Origin of the sequence: Anaerosolibacter carboniphilus (assembly GCF_014205875.1) — a bacterium.
Classification (GTDB): domain Bacteria; phylum Bacillota; class Clostridia; order Peptostreptococcales; family Thermotaleaceae; genus Anaerosolibacter; species Anaerosolibacter carboniphilus.
Genome location: NZ_JACHEN010000001.1, coordinates 339,715 through 355,859 on the forward strand (window position 1 = coordinate 339,715; position 16,145 = coordinate 355,859).

The following is a 16,145-nucleotide window of genomic DNA, read 5'->3' on the forward strand; positions in this document are numbered from 1 at the left end:
GGAGAGATAAGATATGTCAACAACTTCAGGCGAAGTATGCAGTATGATTGTTGAAAATGTCATAAATATTATCGGAGGGAAATGGGCGTTTTTAGTCATTGCTCATCTCAATGATGGTCCGTTACGTTTTAATCAGCTCAAGAGAAATATTAGTGCTATTAGCACCCAGTCTTTAACAGTTAATCTGCGTAATTTAGAGCAAAATGGAATGGTCTTGCGTAAGGTGTTTCCCACTGTTCCAACAACAGTAGAATACTCTCTAACAGAGAAGGGGAAGGACTTCATAAGAGTTCTTGAAGAAATGTATAACTGGGGTAAAAAATGGGAAGTAAATTTTAACCAGATGTTTTAGCTTATATAATTACTCCAGAAGATAAAAAAAATACTATGGCTAATTAAATGCAGGATAATAATAAAAAGAAACATACAGAAAACATAGAGCTTCACTTTGATGAAAAGATAGTGAAATATTTTATAAATAAAAACCGCAGTCATTTATGGTGAACTCTACCATAAATGACTGCGATGAGATAAATCATATTTGAATCGTTTATACTATTTGCTTCAGAACTTCTTGCAAGTTGGCTGTCATAGTATCAATGTCGCCTTTAGAAATGACAAGAGGCGGTTGGAAAGCGACGACATCTCTGTTTAAGCCATTTTTTCCGATAATAAAACCTCTATTTTTCATTTCTTCTAAAATCATGTCTGTAATCTCGGCTGATGTTACAGACTGATTTTGTGATTGAATCTGCATACCTAACATAAGGCCACACCCTCTTATTTCGTGAATAAATGGAGAGGATATCTGTTCTAATTTCTGTTTTAAGTATTTTCCCAGCTCATTCGATTTTTCAACCAAATTATTTTTCTCGATATAATGAAGAACGCTTAGTGCTGTTTGCGCAGCGACAGGGTTTCCTCCAAAGGTAGAGGCAGAAGGTCTGCTATAGGCTTTTGCAATTTCATCGGTTGTTGAAAAGGTGGAGATTGGAATGCCATTACCTAGAGCTTTTGCTGTAACAATAATATCAGGAACCACATCATAATGTTCTATGCAAAACATTTTGCCTGTTCTTCCATAGCCAGTCTGAACCTCGTCTACAATCAACAATACGTCATGTGCCTCCAACAGGGTTTTTACCTTTTTCAAATAATCGCGGGGATACATGATGATTCCTCCGTTACCTTGGATTGGTTCTACCAACATAGCACATATATTATTTCCATGGGTTTTCAGAACTGCATCCAACTGCTGTAAAGATTTTTCCATCGCTTCTTCATAGCTGAGGTCAGCAGAATAGGGGCGTTCTATGAAGAAAATATTTTCTTTCACTAAATGATCATCTAATCTCCACATGGGTATTCCTGTAACGCTTAGGGTTAAATGGGTCCTGCCGTGTAGGCCGCCAGTTAAAGCGATAAATCCATTTTTTTTCGTATATAACCTTGCTAAGGCCATAGCGCCTTCATTTGCTTCTGATCCAGTTACACAAAAAAACGTTCTTTTTATATCTCCTGGAAGTACTTCGGCAAGTTTTTGAGCAAGTTCAACCATTGGCTGCGTAAGATATACCGTAGTTGTGTGTTGGATGTTATTTAATTGTTTAATAGTATCTTCAAGGATCTCTGGGTTTGAGTGCCCGCAGTTCATGACTGATACGCCTGCAAAGAAATCAACGTATTTTTTATCGTTGTGATCAAAAAGATATTGCATGGATCCTCCGACGATCTGGGGAGGATCCTTGTAAAAATGAGCAGTAGCCGGGAAAAAATATTCTTGTCTTTTTGTAATGATGTTATCAGGACCTATATAATTCATAATAGCACTCCTATTCCATATTGAATTTATATGACAGGGAGCCCGCTGTAAAACCAGCTCTTGAGGATTTCATACCTAAAAACAAGTCTTTACATTTGGATGGATGGGCTATGGCCATTTGATAAATTTCAACGATAGTTCTTAGTTCATCTGGTGTATAGGTTTGACCTTCAATACGAAGACTTACCAGTTTATCAAAACTCAAACTGTCAAGAAGGGGAAGTAAGCAGAACTCTTTCGAGGTAAATAAGTGATTTTTCAGGTTTTGATCTATATACACCGGATTTTCACCTCTATCTGTCATCAATACCAGGATACTGTTATCTACATATTTATTATCACCTTGTTCAATGGGGTTGAATGCTTTTGTATTCTCATAAAGATTATGATCCAAGTACATAACCTTTAATGGCCCATGAACAATGAGTTCCACAGGATTTTCTGACAGTGTGGTGAATTTGGCCAATTCATTGACTTTTGTCTCTATGGATACGGTGTATTCGCTGACTCCCAGACCTTGATAGAATTCCGCTGCTTTATGGTTATAAATATTTACATTATAGTCGCTTACAATCCTATATTTAGGGCCATACCTTTTGACAGCACCCAAATTGGAAACCAATAACCCATCAAACAGGTGACCATGCTTAGCTAAATAATGATCAAGCCTATCAAATTGCAGCTCATCCATCATTTGGGGCAAGGCAAGGTAAAGTTCAGTGGTATTCTTTGTATTCGCCAAATGCTGGAGTTGTTCCAATGTTAGGAATTGATCGGGTAGTAAAACTTCACAAGGTAAATAAACTCGGTCTACTCCCAATTCTATACAAAGTTTAGCCTGGTTATAATTATTCACTTTTACCGACAGTTTGTGCTGTGAAATAGATTGGCTGGAATGCTCACTCAGTTCGGTCTGAATCATGTTGATGACGTGATCGGTCAGTTCAGGTTCTTCCGTGGGTGTAGAAAAAACCTTACCTGTGGAATAAAACTTACCTGTACCTTCATAACGGGTATTGATGAAGTCCAAACCGGGCTTCGAGAAAGCATAGGCGGTAGTAAAATCACGTTTTCTGCTCTCGAACAGTTTGTCGGCATGTTTTTTCCGATCAAAGCCGATAGGATCTTCTATATATCTATCGATTGCCTCACCATAGGTGTTCACCAAATCCACAATAAAATCGGTATCCCGCATACGGCCTTCTATCTTAAATGAAGTAACACATGCTTCAATCAATTCAGGGATATGTTCATACATATACATATCTTTTGCAGCAAGGGGATATTCTGTCGGAAAGACAGAACCTTCCTTTTTTATACGGTAAGCCCATCTGCATGGTTTAAAGCATCTTCCGCGATTAGAACTGTTGCCCCAAATAAAAGAACTGTAATAGCAGTTTGCACCATTGACTGTACACATATCGCCGTGTACGAAGTACTCGGTTTCAATATCTGTCTGGTTTTGGAGGTTTCTTGCAGTTTTTAGATCCATTTCCCTTGATAATACGACTCTTGATACGCCGAATTCTTTCAGTGCTTTTACAAATTCAATGTTATGGACATTCATCATAACGGAAGAATGAATTTCAAATTTATTAAAATGATGATCTTTACAAATTTGTAAAATTCCTAAGTCTTGAACGATAATGCCGTCCACATGAATGCTCTGTAAAAAATCTAGATATTCAGTGGCTTCATTTATTTCATAATCATTCAACAAATTATTAACTGTGACATAAACTTTTTTATCAACCCCATGGGCCATATTTAGAGCTTCATGGATTTCTTCATTAGAGAAGTTAAATCCTTTTCTTATCATTCTCATATTTAAAGTTTTACCGCCAAAATAGATGGCGTCACAGTTTGCCTTTACCATACTTTTAAAAGTTTCCATTGTTCCTGCGGGGGCTAATAACTCTATCTTCTTACCATTAAACAATCTTGACATATTTTCACCTCGAAAAATTATAAAGAATAGGGTAATTTAATCTTCCATTTGCACATTGCTTCTTCAAGAAGATCTATTAAAATAAATAGGGTAAAACCCAAAAGACTTATGACGACAATACCTGCATACATTCCGATATAATCTATTCTCATCCACGCATCTAGAATATAATAACCGATACCATACTGTGTTCCGTAACCTTCGGCAAAGAATAATATGGAAAGGGCAGTTCCTATGGATAATCTTAGATTTGTAAGTAATTCCGGTAAAATAGCAGGCAGCGTTATGTGTGTAAATATTTGAAGCCTGGAAGCGCCAAGACTTCTTATGGGGTGGTAGGTTTCCGGTGAAATATTAAGCACTGCATCTTTCACGGCTACAATAACCTGAAATACTAAGATTAATACGATCACAATAAATTTGGAGCTGTCTCCCAATCCAAATAACAGCATAACTACCGGCAGCAAGGCGGTTTTGGGGATAGGGTATGTAAAATAAACTAAAGGATTCAATAGCTTATTTCCAATTCTAGAATAAGCCATAAGTAAACCTATAGAAATTCCTAATACCAAGGATACGGCTAATCCGCCAAGTACCCTGTATAGACTTACAAAAACGTGGATATGAAGCTTTTCGCCATACAGGTGATTCATATTTAGATATACATCTGTAGGCTTTGGCAGTACCCGCATATTGACGACGATTGCAAGGAGATACCATAAAACATTAAATAGGACAAAGCCCTGTAGGAATATCTTTATTTTTTTTCTTGCCTTCATATTTTCCATCCCTTTTTTACAACATTTCTTAGATGTGCAGATAATTTAAGGTATTCTTTATTTTCTCTTAAGTTTTCAGTATTAAAAAGGGGATTATCGATGATTTCAACGACAGTACCAGGACAATGGGACATGATGACAATCTTCTTTCCCATGTAAATAGCTTCATCAATGCTGTGGGTTACAAATATTGTAGTTGGTCTGTACTGATTCCATATGTCAATGAAAAGTTCTTGAGCCTCTTCCCTTGTAAGGGCATCTAAAGCAGAAAATGGCTCATCCATCAACAACAAATCTGGATTCATGATGAATGCTCTGGCGATAGCTACCCTTTGTTTTTGACCTCCACTCAATTCACTAGGATACCTGTCTCTTAATGATTTGATGTTCAATTTATTCATGATATAATCAACTCTTTCTGTCAGAGAAGAATCGATCTTTTGTTCTTTGATCGTCAGAGAAAGGAGACAATTTTTTTGAACATTCTTCCAGGGTAGCAGGCCAAAGTTTTGGGGGATAAACCCAATATCATGTTTTTGGGGGTTAAGGCCCTCGTCTTTAAGGGTTACGAGTCCCGAATAATCCTTGATGATTCCACTCAGTACGTGGAGAAAGGTAGATTTACCACAACCCGAGGGACCTATAAGTGCATAAATATCGCCTGATGCAATTTTTATGCTTATAGGCCCTACGGCAGGGATCATTTTTTTCCCAGTGCGATAACTGACGGAGAGTTCATCTATTTCAAGCATATGACACCTCCACCATATTATTGAATGCCTATATCATTCAGTAAATCTTTTGGACTTAATGTTTTCTTAACAAGGCCATTTTTGGTAGTCCAATCAATAACAGATTGAATTTCCTCCTCCGATGGAAGCTCATTTTTTCTAAAGGTAGGTAAGCTAATCTTACCTTTCATATCCTCAGGATATCCCACCGTTTTTATTATTGTATCTTCGTATGTGTCAATAGCTGTATTGTTGATATAATCTACAGCCTCATTATAGGCTTTGTAAAATGCTTTGATTTCGTTAGCCTTTGTATCTATGGCCTTTTGCGTAAAAGCTGTCACTGAGGGATAGAAGCCCTCGTCGTTTGCACTTCCCAGAAGTACGCCTCCATCCTTGAGTGCAAGGGTAGAGAATGGCTCTGGAAGTAGTGCTGCATCTACTTTGTCATTTCTTAGCATTTCAAGTCTGGTAGGTACGGGCGGCACAATAGCCTTTTGTACATCCTTAGGTTCCACAGTATTCTTTTCTAATATCTTATCTAGCGTGTATTCAATACAGGTTTTTTCCGAAATTGCAATACTTTTGCCAACGAGATCATTTATAGCGTTTATATTGGCGTTGGGATTTGCGATCAGCATAAAATCTCCATCGGTAACGCCTGTGATCTTTACATCAAAATCGGCATTTTGATAAAGGCTGACTGCCACGATATCACAAATGATTCCATCCAGATTTCCACCTTGAAAAGCTGCATCTCGATCTTTGGCGCTTTTAAATGACTGAAAATTAACCGTTACACCTTCTTTTTCAAAATAACCCTTTTCAGCGGCGATAATAATGGGGATTACATCAACAGAAGAGATGGCACCTATGTTTAAGGTTTGTGCCGGCGGTTGGCTAGTTAAGGTTTCCTTTGGAGATGAACAAGCAGATAATGATACGAGGAATAAGGAAGCAATCAGTATGGCAAATATTTTTTGTACTTTTAACATTTTCTAGTCCTCCCATTTTTTAAATAGTGTGTTTTCAAATTAAAAGATTATCTAGATTCTACAATGGCTAATAGAATTAGAGTTATTGCATGAAATATTCTTTTAATCAAGCCTTTTTTCTGCTGAATATCTGAAAATTCTATAGATTTTTATAAGCCATATAATCACTCCTTATAGAATGCATCTAAATAATAATACTCTAAAATGAGTTTACCATAGTTAATAGTCAATTTGTATAACATTAATAATGATTAACTTTCTGGTTATATTAAAATAAACTAAAAAATCCTATAAAGGAAGAAGTCTTATGGGGCAAAAAGATATAGATGAAACTTTAGACGATATGCTCCCGGATTCAAAGCCTAATAGCGCTACATTTATTGATAAATAAGCATTAAAGGAGATACGCAAATGTTAAAGATTATAAAGTATTTGAAACCATTTACTATTTCAATTGTTCTAGTGCTAGGACTTTTATTCATACAAGCCATAAGTGACCTATCCCTTCCCGATTACACGTCTAATATTGTTAATGTGGGGATTCAACAAGGAGGTATAGAAAATGCAGTTCCAAAGATTATTCGTAAAAGCGAGTTAGATAAGTTAAATTTCTTTATCAATGAAGATGATCAGAAGCAGGTGGAAGAAAATTATGTTCTTCTAGACAAGGCAAGTCTTTCTCAAAGTGAGCTGGAACGTTATCTTGAAGATTATCCACTGCTTGACCAAGAGCCTCTTTACATGCTCAATACAAAGGATAAACAAGCTATGGATATGTTAAATAAGATACTGGGTAAGCCAATTTTGATCATAAGTGGCATTGAAAAGGAGGGAATGGTAGGAAATAATTCAGATCCATTTGCAGCCATCTCAAAAATGCCCGAAGAGCAAATGAAAGCCATGACAGAGAAAATCAATGAGAAGTTTCAAAATATGCCTGAAAGCATGATTACGCAATCGGCAGTTGTCTTCATTCATAAAGAATATCAAATCATAGGTGTTGATACGAATGAACTTCAAACAAATTATATTATGATGATAGGCTTTAAAATGCTTTTAATTGCCTTAGTGAGTGCAGTGGCATCGGTAATTGTCGGCTTACTTGCTGCAAGGGTCGCAGCAGGACATAGTAAAAATCTCAGAAATGTTGTATTCAAAAGAGTAACTGACTTTTCCAATTCAGAATTTGATAAATTTTCAACTGCTTCATTAATTACCAGAAGTACAAATGATATACAGCAGATACAAATGCTGATGGTAATGCTTCTTAGAATTGTATTCTATGCACCAATTCTAGGCATAGGTGGAATGATCAAGGTACTCAATACGAATACTTCCATGGGATGGATCATAGCAGTAGCAGTAGGCGCTATTCTGGCATTGGTAGTTGTACTATTTGGTGTTGCCATACCAAAGTTTAAGAGTATACAAAAGCTGATAGATAGATTAAATCTTGTAACACGGGAGTCTTTAATCGGTATGTTGGTCATCCGTGCATTTAACAATGAAGAATATGAAGAGAAGAAGTTTGATCAGGCAAATCAAGATTTAACCCAGACATCATTGTTTGTTAACCGTTTAATGAGCATGATGATGCCCATGATGATGTTGATCATGAATGGTATAACCCTTTTAATTGTATGGGTGGGAGCACATCAGATTGATTCGGGCAGAATGCAGGTAGGAGACATGATGGCTTTTATACAATATACGATGCAAATCATTATGGCCTTTTTAATGATTTCCATGGTATCTATCATGTTTCCCCGTGCATCCGTTTCTGCGCAGCGTTTAGCTGAAGTACTAGATACAGAAATCACCATCAGCGATCTTCAAGAGCCAAAAAAATTTGCTGCAGATATTAAAGGGCTCATTGAATTTAAGAATGTTTCATTCAGGTATCCTGGGGCAGAAGAAGATGTGCTGTCAAACATTAGCTTTACCGCAAAACCTGGAGAAATTACTGCCTTTATAGGAAGTACCGGCAGTGGAAAAACAACACTTGTAAACCTGATTCCCCGTTTTTATGATGTTACAGAGGGTGAGATTTTAATAGATGGTATGGATATAAGAGATGTATCACAGCATGAGCTGAGAAATAAGATTGGTTATGTACCGCAAAAAGGCGTTTTATTTTCCGGTACCATAGAGAGCAATATCAAATATGCTGACAAGAATGCAAGTAAAGAGGAATTAGAGAAGGCTGTAGAAATAGCTCAAGTGGCGGAATTTATAAGATCTACGCCAGAAGGCTTCAGTACAGAGATTTCCCAGGGTGGTACCAACGTATCTGGAGGACAAAAACAAAGATTATCTATTGCCCGTGCCCTTATTAAAAAGCCTGAAATATATATTTTTGATGATAGCTTTTCAGCACTTGATTTTAAGACGGATGCAGCATTACGTAAAGCTTTGAGTGCAGAAACTGTGGGAAGTACCGTCCTGATTGTTGGACAAAGAATTAGTACTATTATGAATGCCAATAAGATTATTGTCCTTGATGAAGGAAAGATTGCAGGATATGGCAGCCATCAAGAACTTATGAAAACTTGCGAGGTCTATCAGCAAATTGCTTTATCACAGCTTTCAAAGGAGGAGCTTACATCATGAGTGACAGAAGAGAAGAAAGTAAAAAATCCAGCGGGCCTGGTGGGTTTGGCGGCGGACGTATGGGCGGTTCCATGGGACAAATGGAAAAAGCGAAAAACTTCAAAGGTACCATGAAGAAATTAATGGAATATATAAAACCTTATAATCTTTCTATCCTGCTTGTGATCGTTTTTGCATTGGGCAGTGCAGGTTTTTCTATTGCGGGCCCCAAGATCCTAGGTAAGGCTACAACCAGACTTTTTGAAGGCCTTGTGGATAAGGTTATGGGAGTTCCGGGTGCGGTCATTGATTTTGATTATATTGGCAAAGTTATTATTTTATTGATAGGATTATACTTAACGAGCGCTGTATTTACATTTATACAGGGTTATATTATGTCAGGCGTAGCACAAAAGGTGTCATTTCATTTAAGGAAAGAAATCTCTGAAAAGATTAATCGCATGCCACTCAGCTATTTTGATAAGACGACCCATGGAGAGGTTTTATCGAGGGTTACCAATGATGTGGACACTGTGAGCCAGACATTAAACCAAAGTATGTCACAAATGATAACAGCTGTGACAACGATCATTGGTGTGTTCTTTATGATGTTATCCATAAGCTGGCAAATGACGTTGGCGGCACTCCTAATCTTACCAGTATCTGGAGTATTGATAGCAGGAGTGGTAAAGAAATCACAAAAATACTTCAAACATCAGCAGGAATATTTGGGACATGTGAATGGTCACGTAGAAGAGGTTTACGGCGGTCACCTTGTAATGAAAGCTTTTAATGGAGAAAAAGCTGCTATAGAGGAATTTGAAAAGCTTAATGATAATTTGTATGATTCGGCATGGAAGTCTCAATTTCTGTCTGGCATCATGATGCCCATCATGATGTTTGTTGGAAACCTGGGGTATGTTGTAGTATCTATCCTTGGTGGGTGGCTTGCCATAAAGAAAACGATTGAAGTTGGAGATATTCTTTCTTTTATACAATACGTTAGAAATTTTACCCAGCCCATATCCCAGGTAGCACAAGTATCTAATGTGCTCCAATCAACAGCAGCTGCAGCCGAAAGAGTTTTTGTATTTCTGGATGAAGAGGAAGAGGTTTCGGAAACAGCAAATCCAGTTCAACTCGATGAGGTTAGGGGAGAGGTTACTTTTAAACATGTCCACTTTGGATATAATCCCGATAAGATTATTATCAATGATTTCTCAGCCCATATTAAGCCCGGTCAAAAGGTGGCTATCGTAGGGCCGACGGGCGCAGGCAAGACTACAATCGTGAAGCTGTTAATGCGTTTCTATGATATCAATAGTGGCGCGATTCAAATAGATGGTCATGATATAAGAGATTTTAAACGGGAAGATTTACGGAACATATTTGGTATGGTCCTTCAAGAGACCTGGTTATTCAACGGTTCAATTATGGAGAATATTCGATATGGCAGACTTCCTGCCACTGACGAGGAAGTGATTAAAGCTGCGAAGTTAGCCCATGCCCATAGTTTCGTGAAGACTTTACCAAATGGATATAATATGGAATTAAATGAAGAGGCTACCAATATATCTCAAGGGCAAAAACAATTGTTAACCATTGCCCGTGCAATTTTAGCTGACCCTAAAATATTAATACTTGATGAAGCGACCAGTTCAGTAGATACCCGCACAGAGGCTTTAATACAAAAAGCTATGGAAAATCTGATGAAAGGCAGAACAAGCTTTATCATCGCTCACAGATTATCAACCATAAGAGATGCTGATTTCATATTAGTAATGAAAGATGGTGACATCATAGAGCAGGGTAACCATGAAGAATTATTGGCTGCCAAGGGGTTCTATGCATCACTTTATTTGAGTCAGTTCGAGTCTGCTGATGCCTCATAATGAAAAGCGGATAAAACTAAGTCTAACTCCTAAACAGTAACAGGAGTTAGACTTAGTTCTTGAAAAAATACAAAAAGCTCTGACAAATCTATAATCAAGAACATTTTCGTTTTGCTATGGTATATATATCTGTTTTTATTATAATATAAAAAGATTTACTGGAATAGCGTGAATAAAAGATTGTAGCGGGAAGTGGTTTTGATTAATAATTAACATAAAATTCAAATGATTTTAATATAAACACCTGGAAAGCAAGAACAAAAGGGGTATCATATAAATATGATGGTTAACAAAAGTTCTTGGAGGTGTATAGGATGAAAAGTATAACGTATGGGGAACTTAGCTTTCAAGAAGTATGCAAAAAAATAAAAGAATACACGAGCAAGGATTTACAAGGAACCTATGTGATCTCTATTGGAACGGATTCCCAGAGCTATAATGGGCTTACAAAAATGGTTTCTGTTATTACCTTAGTACGTAAATCGAAGGGCGGCATCTTTTTTTATGATATAAAAAAGTTAAAAATGATAAAAGATCTGCGTCAAAAAATATTTGCAGAGACGCAGTATAGTCTAGAATTGGCAGCAAAGGTTATGGAGTTTGTCGAAAAGAACGAAATACACGCTACTTTAGAGGTTCATGTGGATATTGGAGAAGGTGGAGATACGAAATATTTAGTGAAAGAAATTGCTGGTTGGGTGGGTGCACTAGGCTTTAAATGCTGCATTAAACCAGAATCCTATGCATCCACAGGGATTGCAGATAAGCTATCGAAACGGGGAAGTAGGGTAGGTTGATCATGGGGGCTATCTATAGGATATAGATAGCCTTCTTGCTTTTATACAAGAAGGCTAATATAGGAGACTAAAACGCACCCAGACGAATTTTTAAATAATGATAAATCTCTTTAGGAATATCTACTTTACAGCACCTTTCTAAGCCTTCGAAACCTGGAGAAGAGTTCACCTCACAGATCTTGAAGTGATCGCCATGGAACAGCAGGTCTACACCAGCAATTTCAAGACCTAGGGTTCTGGCAACCTCTGTGGCTAACCACTCGATTTCAGGGGTTAATGGGTACTCTTGTACTTCACCACCTGCAGAAAAATTTGCTTTAAAGCCTCCTTCTGCGGACTTTCTCTCCATACATGCAACTGCTCTACCACCAATGGTGAACACCCGCAAATCTCTGCCAAAACTGTCCTTGATGAACTCTTGCAAGATAATATTGAGATTTGGATTGGTGCTTTCAATAAGCTGCATTAAGTCGTTAAAGGATTTCTTATTCTCGGAGAGATAGACTCCTTTCCCTTGGGATCCAGATAAGGTTTTTACGACAACTGGAAAACCGATATACTTTTCAATCAGTGCAATATCTACAGGAAACTTCACAAGCATAGTTTTAGGAACAGGAAAGTTCTTCTGAGCTAAGATTTGATGGGTAAACAGTTTATCCTTTACCATATCAATATGGGTAGAGGAATTAAGGCAGGGAACTCCTAATCTTTCGAGATGGCGGATTACGGCCAATGTGAAGTAGGTGGTACCAGCGCCCATTCTTGGTAGAACAAAATCTGGCAAAGCAACAGGGTTTCCGTCTACTAGAATACTCTTTCGATCTTCCTTTGTAACGATAAGATCAATCTGTTCGGGTTTCAAAACCTTGAACTGAATATTTTCTGATGGAGCAGTGTCTAAAAAACGATTGATTTCATAGGACTCTGGCTTTAGTTCTGACTCATTTTTTCTGTATATGATCCATCCTTGCATAAAGCACTCACCGACCTTCTCTTAAAATATTTGAATGAAAAAAACATGAAACAAAGGGTGTCATTCATAAAGAATGCATTAATTACATTATAAAAGCATCTCGGAGAAGAAAATTCATAGGATGGTAAAATCTTTGTTATATTTGTGAAAATATGAAAGACCATAAGAATGGAAATATTTTCATTAACCGTAATTTAACAGAAATGATGTAGAATTTTGTCGTATTTCGATGGTATATTATCAATAACAACTTTTCTAGTGATTGAACAGTTCGTGTAATTCTATATCTAATGGGAGGATGGAATTATGAGATTTTTACAACGTTTTTCTAGTATTCATTTTAAGATGATGGCTATTTTTCTGCCGATTGTTCTTGTTGCAACGGTATCTATAACGACCATGAGTTTTTTAGATACCAAAAAAGAAGTAACGCATTTAATTGAAAAACAGGTAGAAAACGGTTTAAATGAATTGGTTGAGAAAATGGAACATGAGTTTACGGCACATAAGCGGATTGCTGAAGCAGTAAGTTCCTTTTATATGGCAAAGGGAAATACCTTAAACAAAGAAGACTACAGAACAATAATTGAGAAAATACTTCCTCTGAATAAAAACACCTTAGGATCAGGTATTTGGCTAGAACCTTATACATATAGTGAAGAAACTCAGTATTTTGGTCCTTACATATACAAAGATGGAGACCAATTAGTATATACGGAAGACTATGAAAGCCCGGATTATAGCTACCCAAATACAGATTGGTATCAAATAGGGAAAAATACTAAAAACGGAGTAGGTTGGACAGACCCCTATTATGATGAAGCATCTGGTATTACCATGATTACTGCTGCCGTTCCTTTTTATGTAGATGAAAAATTTTCGGGGATTGTATCAGCAGATTATGATCTGACAACTATCCAAAAGATTATTTTAGATGTTATTTTTGAGAAAAGCGGTTACGCATTTTTGCTTGATAGCAAAGGACAGTTTATTGCTCATAAGGATCAAGAAAAAGTTATGAAACAGAAGATTACGGAAGACGCTGAATTAAAAGCTTTGGGCGAAGACTTGATAAAAAATGATAGGGGTTCTACGATGGTTACTGTTGGTGGTGTGGAATTTGAGGCGTATTATATCACCTTGCCAAGTACAGGCTGGAAGCTCGTCACCATGGCACCAGTGGATGAATTATATAGTGCCCTTCAGACATTGGTCTATAAGTCCATTTTTGTTACAGGGATTATCATTCTTCTTTCAGCATTGTTTATTTACATATTTAGCTCACAGTTGGCAAAAGGTATCAGACAATTTGTTGATAAAATTGAATTTTTAGCTAAAGGTGATTTTACACAATCCGTTACCATTAAGTCCAATGATGAAATTGGACGAATGGGTAGATACTACAACGAGGTGCTTGAAAAATTACGAAGCATGATCACAACCATCTATAGTAGTGCAGAAAGTGTAGCGGCTACCGCAGAAGAATTGGCTGCTAGTACTGAAGAAACCAGTAAGTCTATTACAGAAGTGGCAAACTCTATTCAGATGGTTGCTACAAATAGCTACGAACAAAGTAATCATGTAGAGAAAATGAGTCAATCAACGAGAGACATTCATGATCAGATGCGTACTATTTCTCTAAACATTGAAGAAGCGAAAAATTCAACGATTTATTCTTCAGACCTTGCAAAGGAAGGAAACAAATATGTCAATGACGTTATCCATCAAATAAAAGAAATTAATGCCCAAGTAACGGAATCCGCAAGTACTATTTATCAGCTCAACGAGAAGTCAAGAAAGATAGAAGAAATCATTTCTATCATTACAAGTATTGCTGAACAGACAAATCTACTAGCATTAAATGCAGCCATTGAAGCTGCAAGAGCTGGGGAACATGGAAAGGGATTTGCCGTTGTAGCAGATGAAGTAAGAAAGCTTGCAGAGGCATCAAGTAAATCTTCTGGAGATATCAGCTTATTAATTGGCGAAATTCAGCAAGGAATCAGTCAATCCGTAGAGGTTATGAATGCTAGCACACGTTCTACGCAATCAGGGATCGAAGTTGTAGAACAAACTGGACAAGCCTTCAAAAATATCACAGCATCCATTGAAGATGTGACTATAGGGATAGAAGATGTATATGGATCTGTTATGGATATTTTAAAAGAAGTAAAACAAATGAAAGAAATGGTAGAAGCGCTTAATGAAATTGCTGTTTCTAACGATGAAAGTACCCAAAGTGTTTCCGCTGCAACGCAACAGCAAACTGCTATTATTGAACAAGTTCGAGGTGCAACAGAAGAATTAGCTAATATGTCCTCGGAGCTTCAGTCAGAAATTAGTAAATTTAAAATATAGTCATAGATTGAGATTCTCTGGAGAAGACAATGCGGGACATGCTCCCATATACCACTTAAGATGAGAGTTGTTCAATAAGTGAGGACTCAACTTGGGGAATAAGGAGAAAATTTGAGCAGTTTATATTCTATGTTGATTGTAGCCCTCCTTCGCTAGATGATTGACAGAAGTATAATAATACTGTATTATTTAAATGGTGTACGTACACGAAAGCTAAGAAAGGTGATAATATGGATAAAAAAGTCTATAATAAACAATCGGCCGTATGTAATTGTCTTAACCTGCGCCGAGCTTCACAGGCAATTACTGAGGTGTACGATGAATTCCTCGCACCGAGTGAGCTTAAGATAAGCCAATTTTCATTGCTTAAGCATATAAAGCATATGGGACCTGTAAGTGTGAGTGCCTTAGCATTGAAAATCAGATTGGATAGAACCACTCTTGTAAGGAATCTTAAACCCATAGAGGTGCGGGGGTTGATCACAGATATTGCAGAGAAGGGGACCCGCAATCGTCAACTAAAATTGACTGATAAAGGACTTGAAACTTTTGAGAAGGCAGAACGACTTTGGTCGGAGGCTCAAAGTTTTATAGAACAATATTTGGGCAAGGATGATATAAATACTTTGACAGTATTACTTTCTAAAATTGAGGCACTTGTGCCTTAATATTTTTCTAGAAATAGTGTATATACAAAATTATTTAAAATGCATAATAATCAATGGAGATAGTAGAATGAAAGATTTAATAAAAAGTGAAATGATGAGATACGTACTGGAAAACAAAGAGAACTGGCTAGAAGAAGTTATTACGATGAGCCTATTATAAAATTTGCATCCGCAGATGATCTGCTGTTTGAGGAGTATAAAAAAATAATTGGCAGTGATCATCTAACTCTCCGAGAAGCCTTCGAAATGGTTTTTGGACAAGATAGCTATCATGGAGGAACCGTTATAAGTGTTGTGCTACCTTTGCATCAGGATGTGGTTTGTGTCAAACGAAGGTGCCTTGCGAATATAAAAATTCAATGGCTTGATTTCTTATCAGTATAAGTTTGGGCAATAGTTTCAATAAATTAGGCATAGAATACCCATATTCTGTATAAGGGAATTCATTCATAATCGTAGAAAAATATGTCGCAACAATAACGGTTGGACAGGGTCGTCCAACCCTACGATAGATTAATTCATCATGTGTTTGTGTAGGGAACAATGACTCTGTCGTTCTGTAGGATACAGATAAAAACCACGGAACGGCGAGG

12 protein-coding genes are annotated in these 16,145 nt (G+C 37.1%); 6 read left to right on the forward strand and 6 right to left on the reverse strand.

Annotated features, from left to right (window positions below):
* Nucleotides 1–13 precede the first annotated feature (13 nt).
* Nucleotides 14–352 (forward strand): winged helix-turn-helix transcriptional regulator, encoded by a 339-nt coding sequence (locus HNQ80_RS01505; protein ID WP_184307427.1) that lies wholly within the window; start codon nucleotides 14–16, stop codon nucleotides 350–352.
* A gap of 198 nt (nucleotides 353–550) precedes the next feature.
* Here the strand turns inward: HNQ80_RS01505 and HNQ80_RS01510 are convergent, their stop codons facing one another.
* The 5 genes from HNQ80_RS01510 to HNQ80_RS01530 are packed head-to-tail and all read right to left on the reverse strand — an operon-like array spanning nucleotide 551 to nucleotide 6,275.
* Nucleotides 551–1,822: an aspartate aminotransferase family protein gene (locus HNQ80_RS01510; protein WP_184307429.1), complete on the reverse strand. Its 1,272-nt coding sequence runs from the start codon at nucleotides 1,820–1,822 to the stop codon at nucleotides 551–553.
* A gap of 10 nt (nucleotides 1,823–1,832) precedes the next feature.
* Nucleotides 1,833–3,770 carry a peptidase U32 family protein gene (locus HNQ80_RS01515; protein ID WP_184307431.1) on the reverse strand — a complete coding sequence of 646 codons (1,938 nt, stop codon included), beginning with the start codon at nucleotides 3,768–3,770 and terminating at the stop codon, nucleotides 1,833–1,835.
* Between the two features lie 17 nt (nucleotides 3,771–3,787).
* On the reverse strand, nucleotides 3,788–4,549 hold the full coding sequence (locus HNQ80_RS01520; protein ID WP_184307433.1) for an ABC transporter permease: 762 nt from the start codon (nucleotides 4,547–4,549) through the stop codon (nucleotides 3,788–3,790).
* Complete coding sequence (locus HNQ80_RS01525) at nucleotides 4,546–5,301, reverse strand: ABC transporter ATP-binding protein (protein WP_184307435.1); 756 nt, start codon at nucleotides 5,299–5,301, stop codon at nucleotides 4,546–4,548. The genes HNQ80_RS01520 and HNQ80_RS01525 overlap by 4 nt, the downstream gene beginning before the upstream one ends.
* Nucleotides 5,302–5,318: 17 nt before the next feature.
* Nucleotides 5,319–6,275 carry an ABC transporter substrate-binding protein gene (locus HNQ80_RS01530; RefSeq protein WP_184307437.1) on the reverse strand — a complete coding sequence of 319 codons (957 nt, stop codon included), beginning with the start codon at nucleotides 6,273–6,275 and terminating at the stop codon, nucleotides 5,319–5,321.
* Between the two features lie 411 nt (nucleotides 6,276–6,686).
* Between HNQ80_RS01530 and HNQ80_RS01535 the strand changes: the two genes are divergently transcribed.
* From HNQ80_RS01535 to HNQ80_RS01545, 3 genes are all read left to right on the forward strand, one after another.
* A complete protein-coding gene (locus tag HNQ80_RS01535) occupies nucleotides 6,687–8,885 on the forward strand; it encodes an ABC transporter ATP-binding protein (protein ID WP_184307439.1) in 2,199 nt (732 codons plus the stop codon).
* Nucleotides 8,882–10,756: an ABC transporter ATP-binding protein gene (locus tag HNQ80_RS01540; RefSeq protein ID WP_184307441.1), complete on the forward strand. Its 1,875-nt coding sequence runs from the start codon at nucleotides 8,882–8,884 to the stop codon at nucleotides 10,754–10,756. The genes HNQ80_RS01535 and HNQ80_RS01540 overlap by 4 nt, the downstream gene beginning before the upstream one ends.
* 314 nt (nucleotides 10,757–11,070) lie before the next feature.
* A complete protein-coding gene (locus HNQ80_RS01545; protein ID WP_184307443.1) occupies nucleotides 11,071–11,553 on the forward strand; it encodes a ribonuclease H-like YkuK family protein in 483 nt (160 codons plus the stop codon).
* 67 nt (nucleotides 11,554–11,620) lie between these two features.
* On the opposite strand, the gene HNQ80_RS01550 is transcribed toward HNQ80_RS01545, so the two are convergent.
* Nucleotides 11,621–12,526, reverse strand: a complete 906-nt coding sequence (locus tag HNQ80_RS01550; RefSeq protein WP_184307445.1) for an ATP-grasp domain-containing protein — start codon at nucleotides 12,524–12,526, stop codon at nucleotides 11,621–11,623.
* A gap of 306 nt (nucleotides 12,527–12,832) precedes the next feature.
* On the opposite strand from HNQ80_RS01550, the gene HNQ80_RS01555 reads away from it, so the two are divergent.
* Together HNQ80_RS01555 and HNQ80_RS01560 are read left to right on the forward strand one after the other, a co-directional pair.
* The gene (locus HNQ80_RS01555; protein WP_184307447.1) at nucleotides 12,833–14,884 is read left to right on the forward strand and encodes a methyl-accepting chemotaxis protein; all 2,052 of its coding nucleotides are present in this window, start codon (nucleotides 12,833–12,835) and stop codon (nucleotides 14,882–14,884) included.
* A 230-nt stretch (nucleotides 14,885–15,114) separates the two neighbouring features.
* Nucleotides 15,115–15,552 carry a MarR family winged helix-turn-helix transcriptional regulator gene (locus HNQ80_RS01560; RefSeq protein ID WP_184307449.1) on the forward strand — a complete coding sequence of 146 codons (438 nt, stop codon included), beginning with the start codon at nucleotides 15,115–15,117 and terminating at the stop codon, nucleotides 15,550–15,552.
* Nucleotides 15,553–16,145 lie beyond the last annotated feature (593 nt).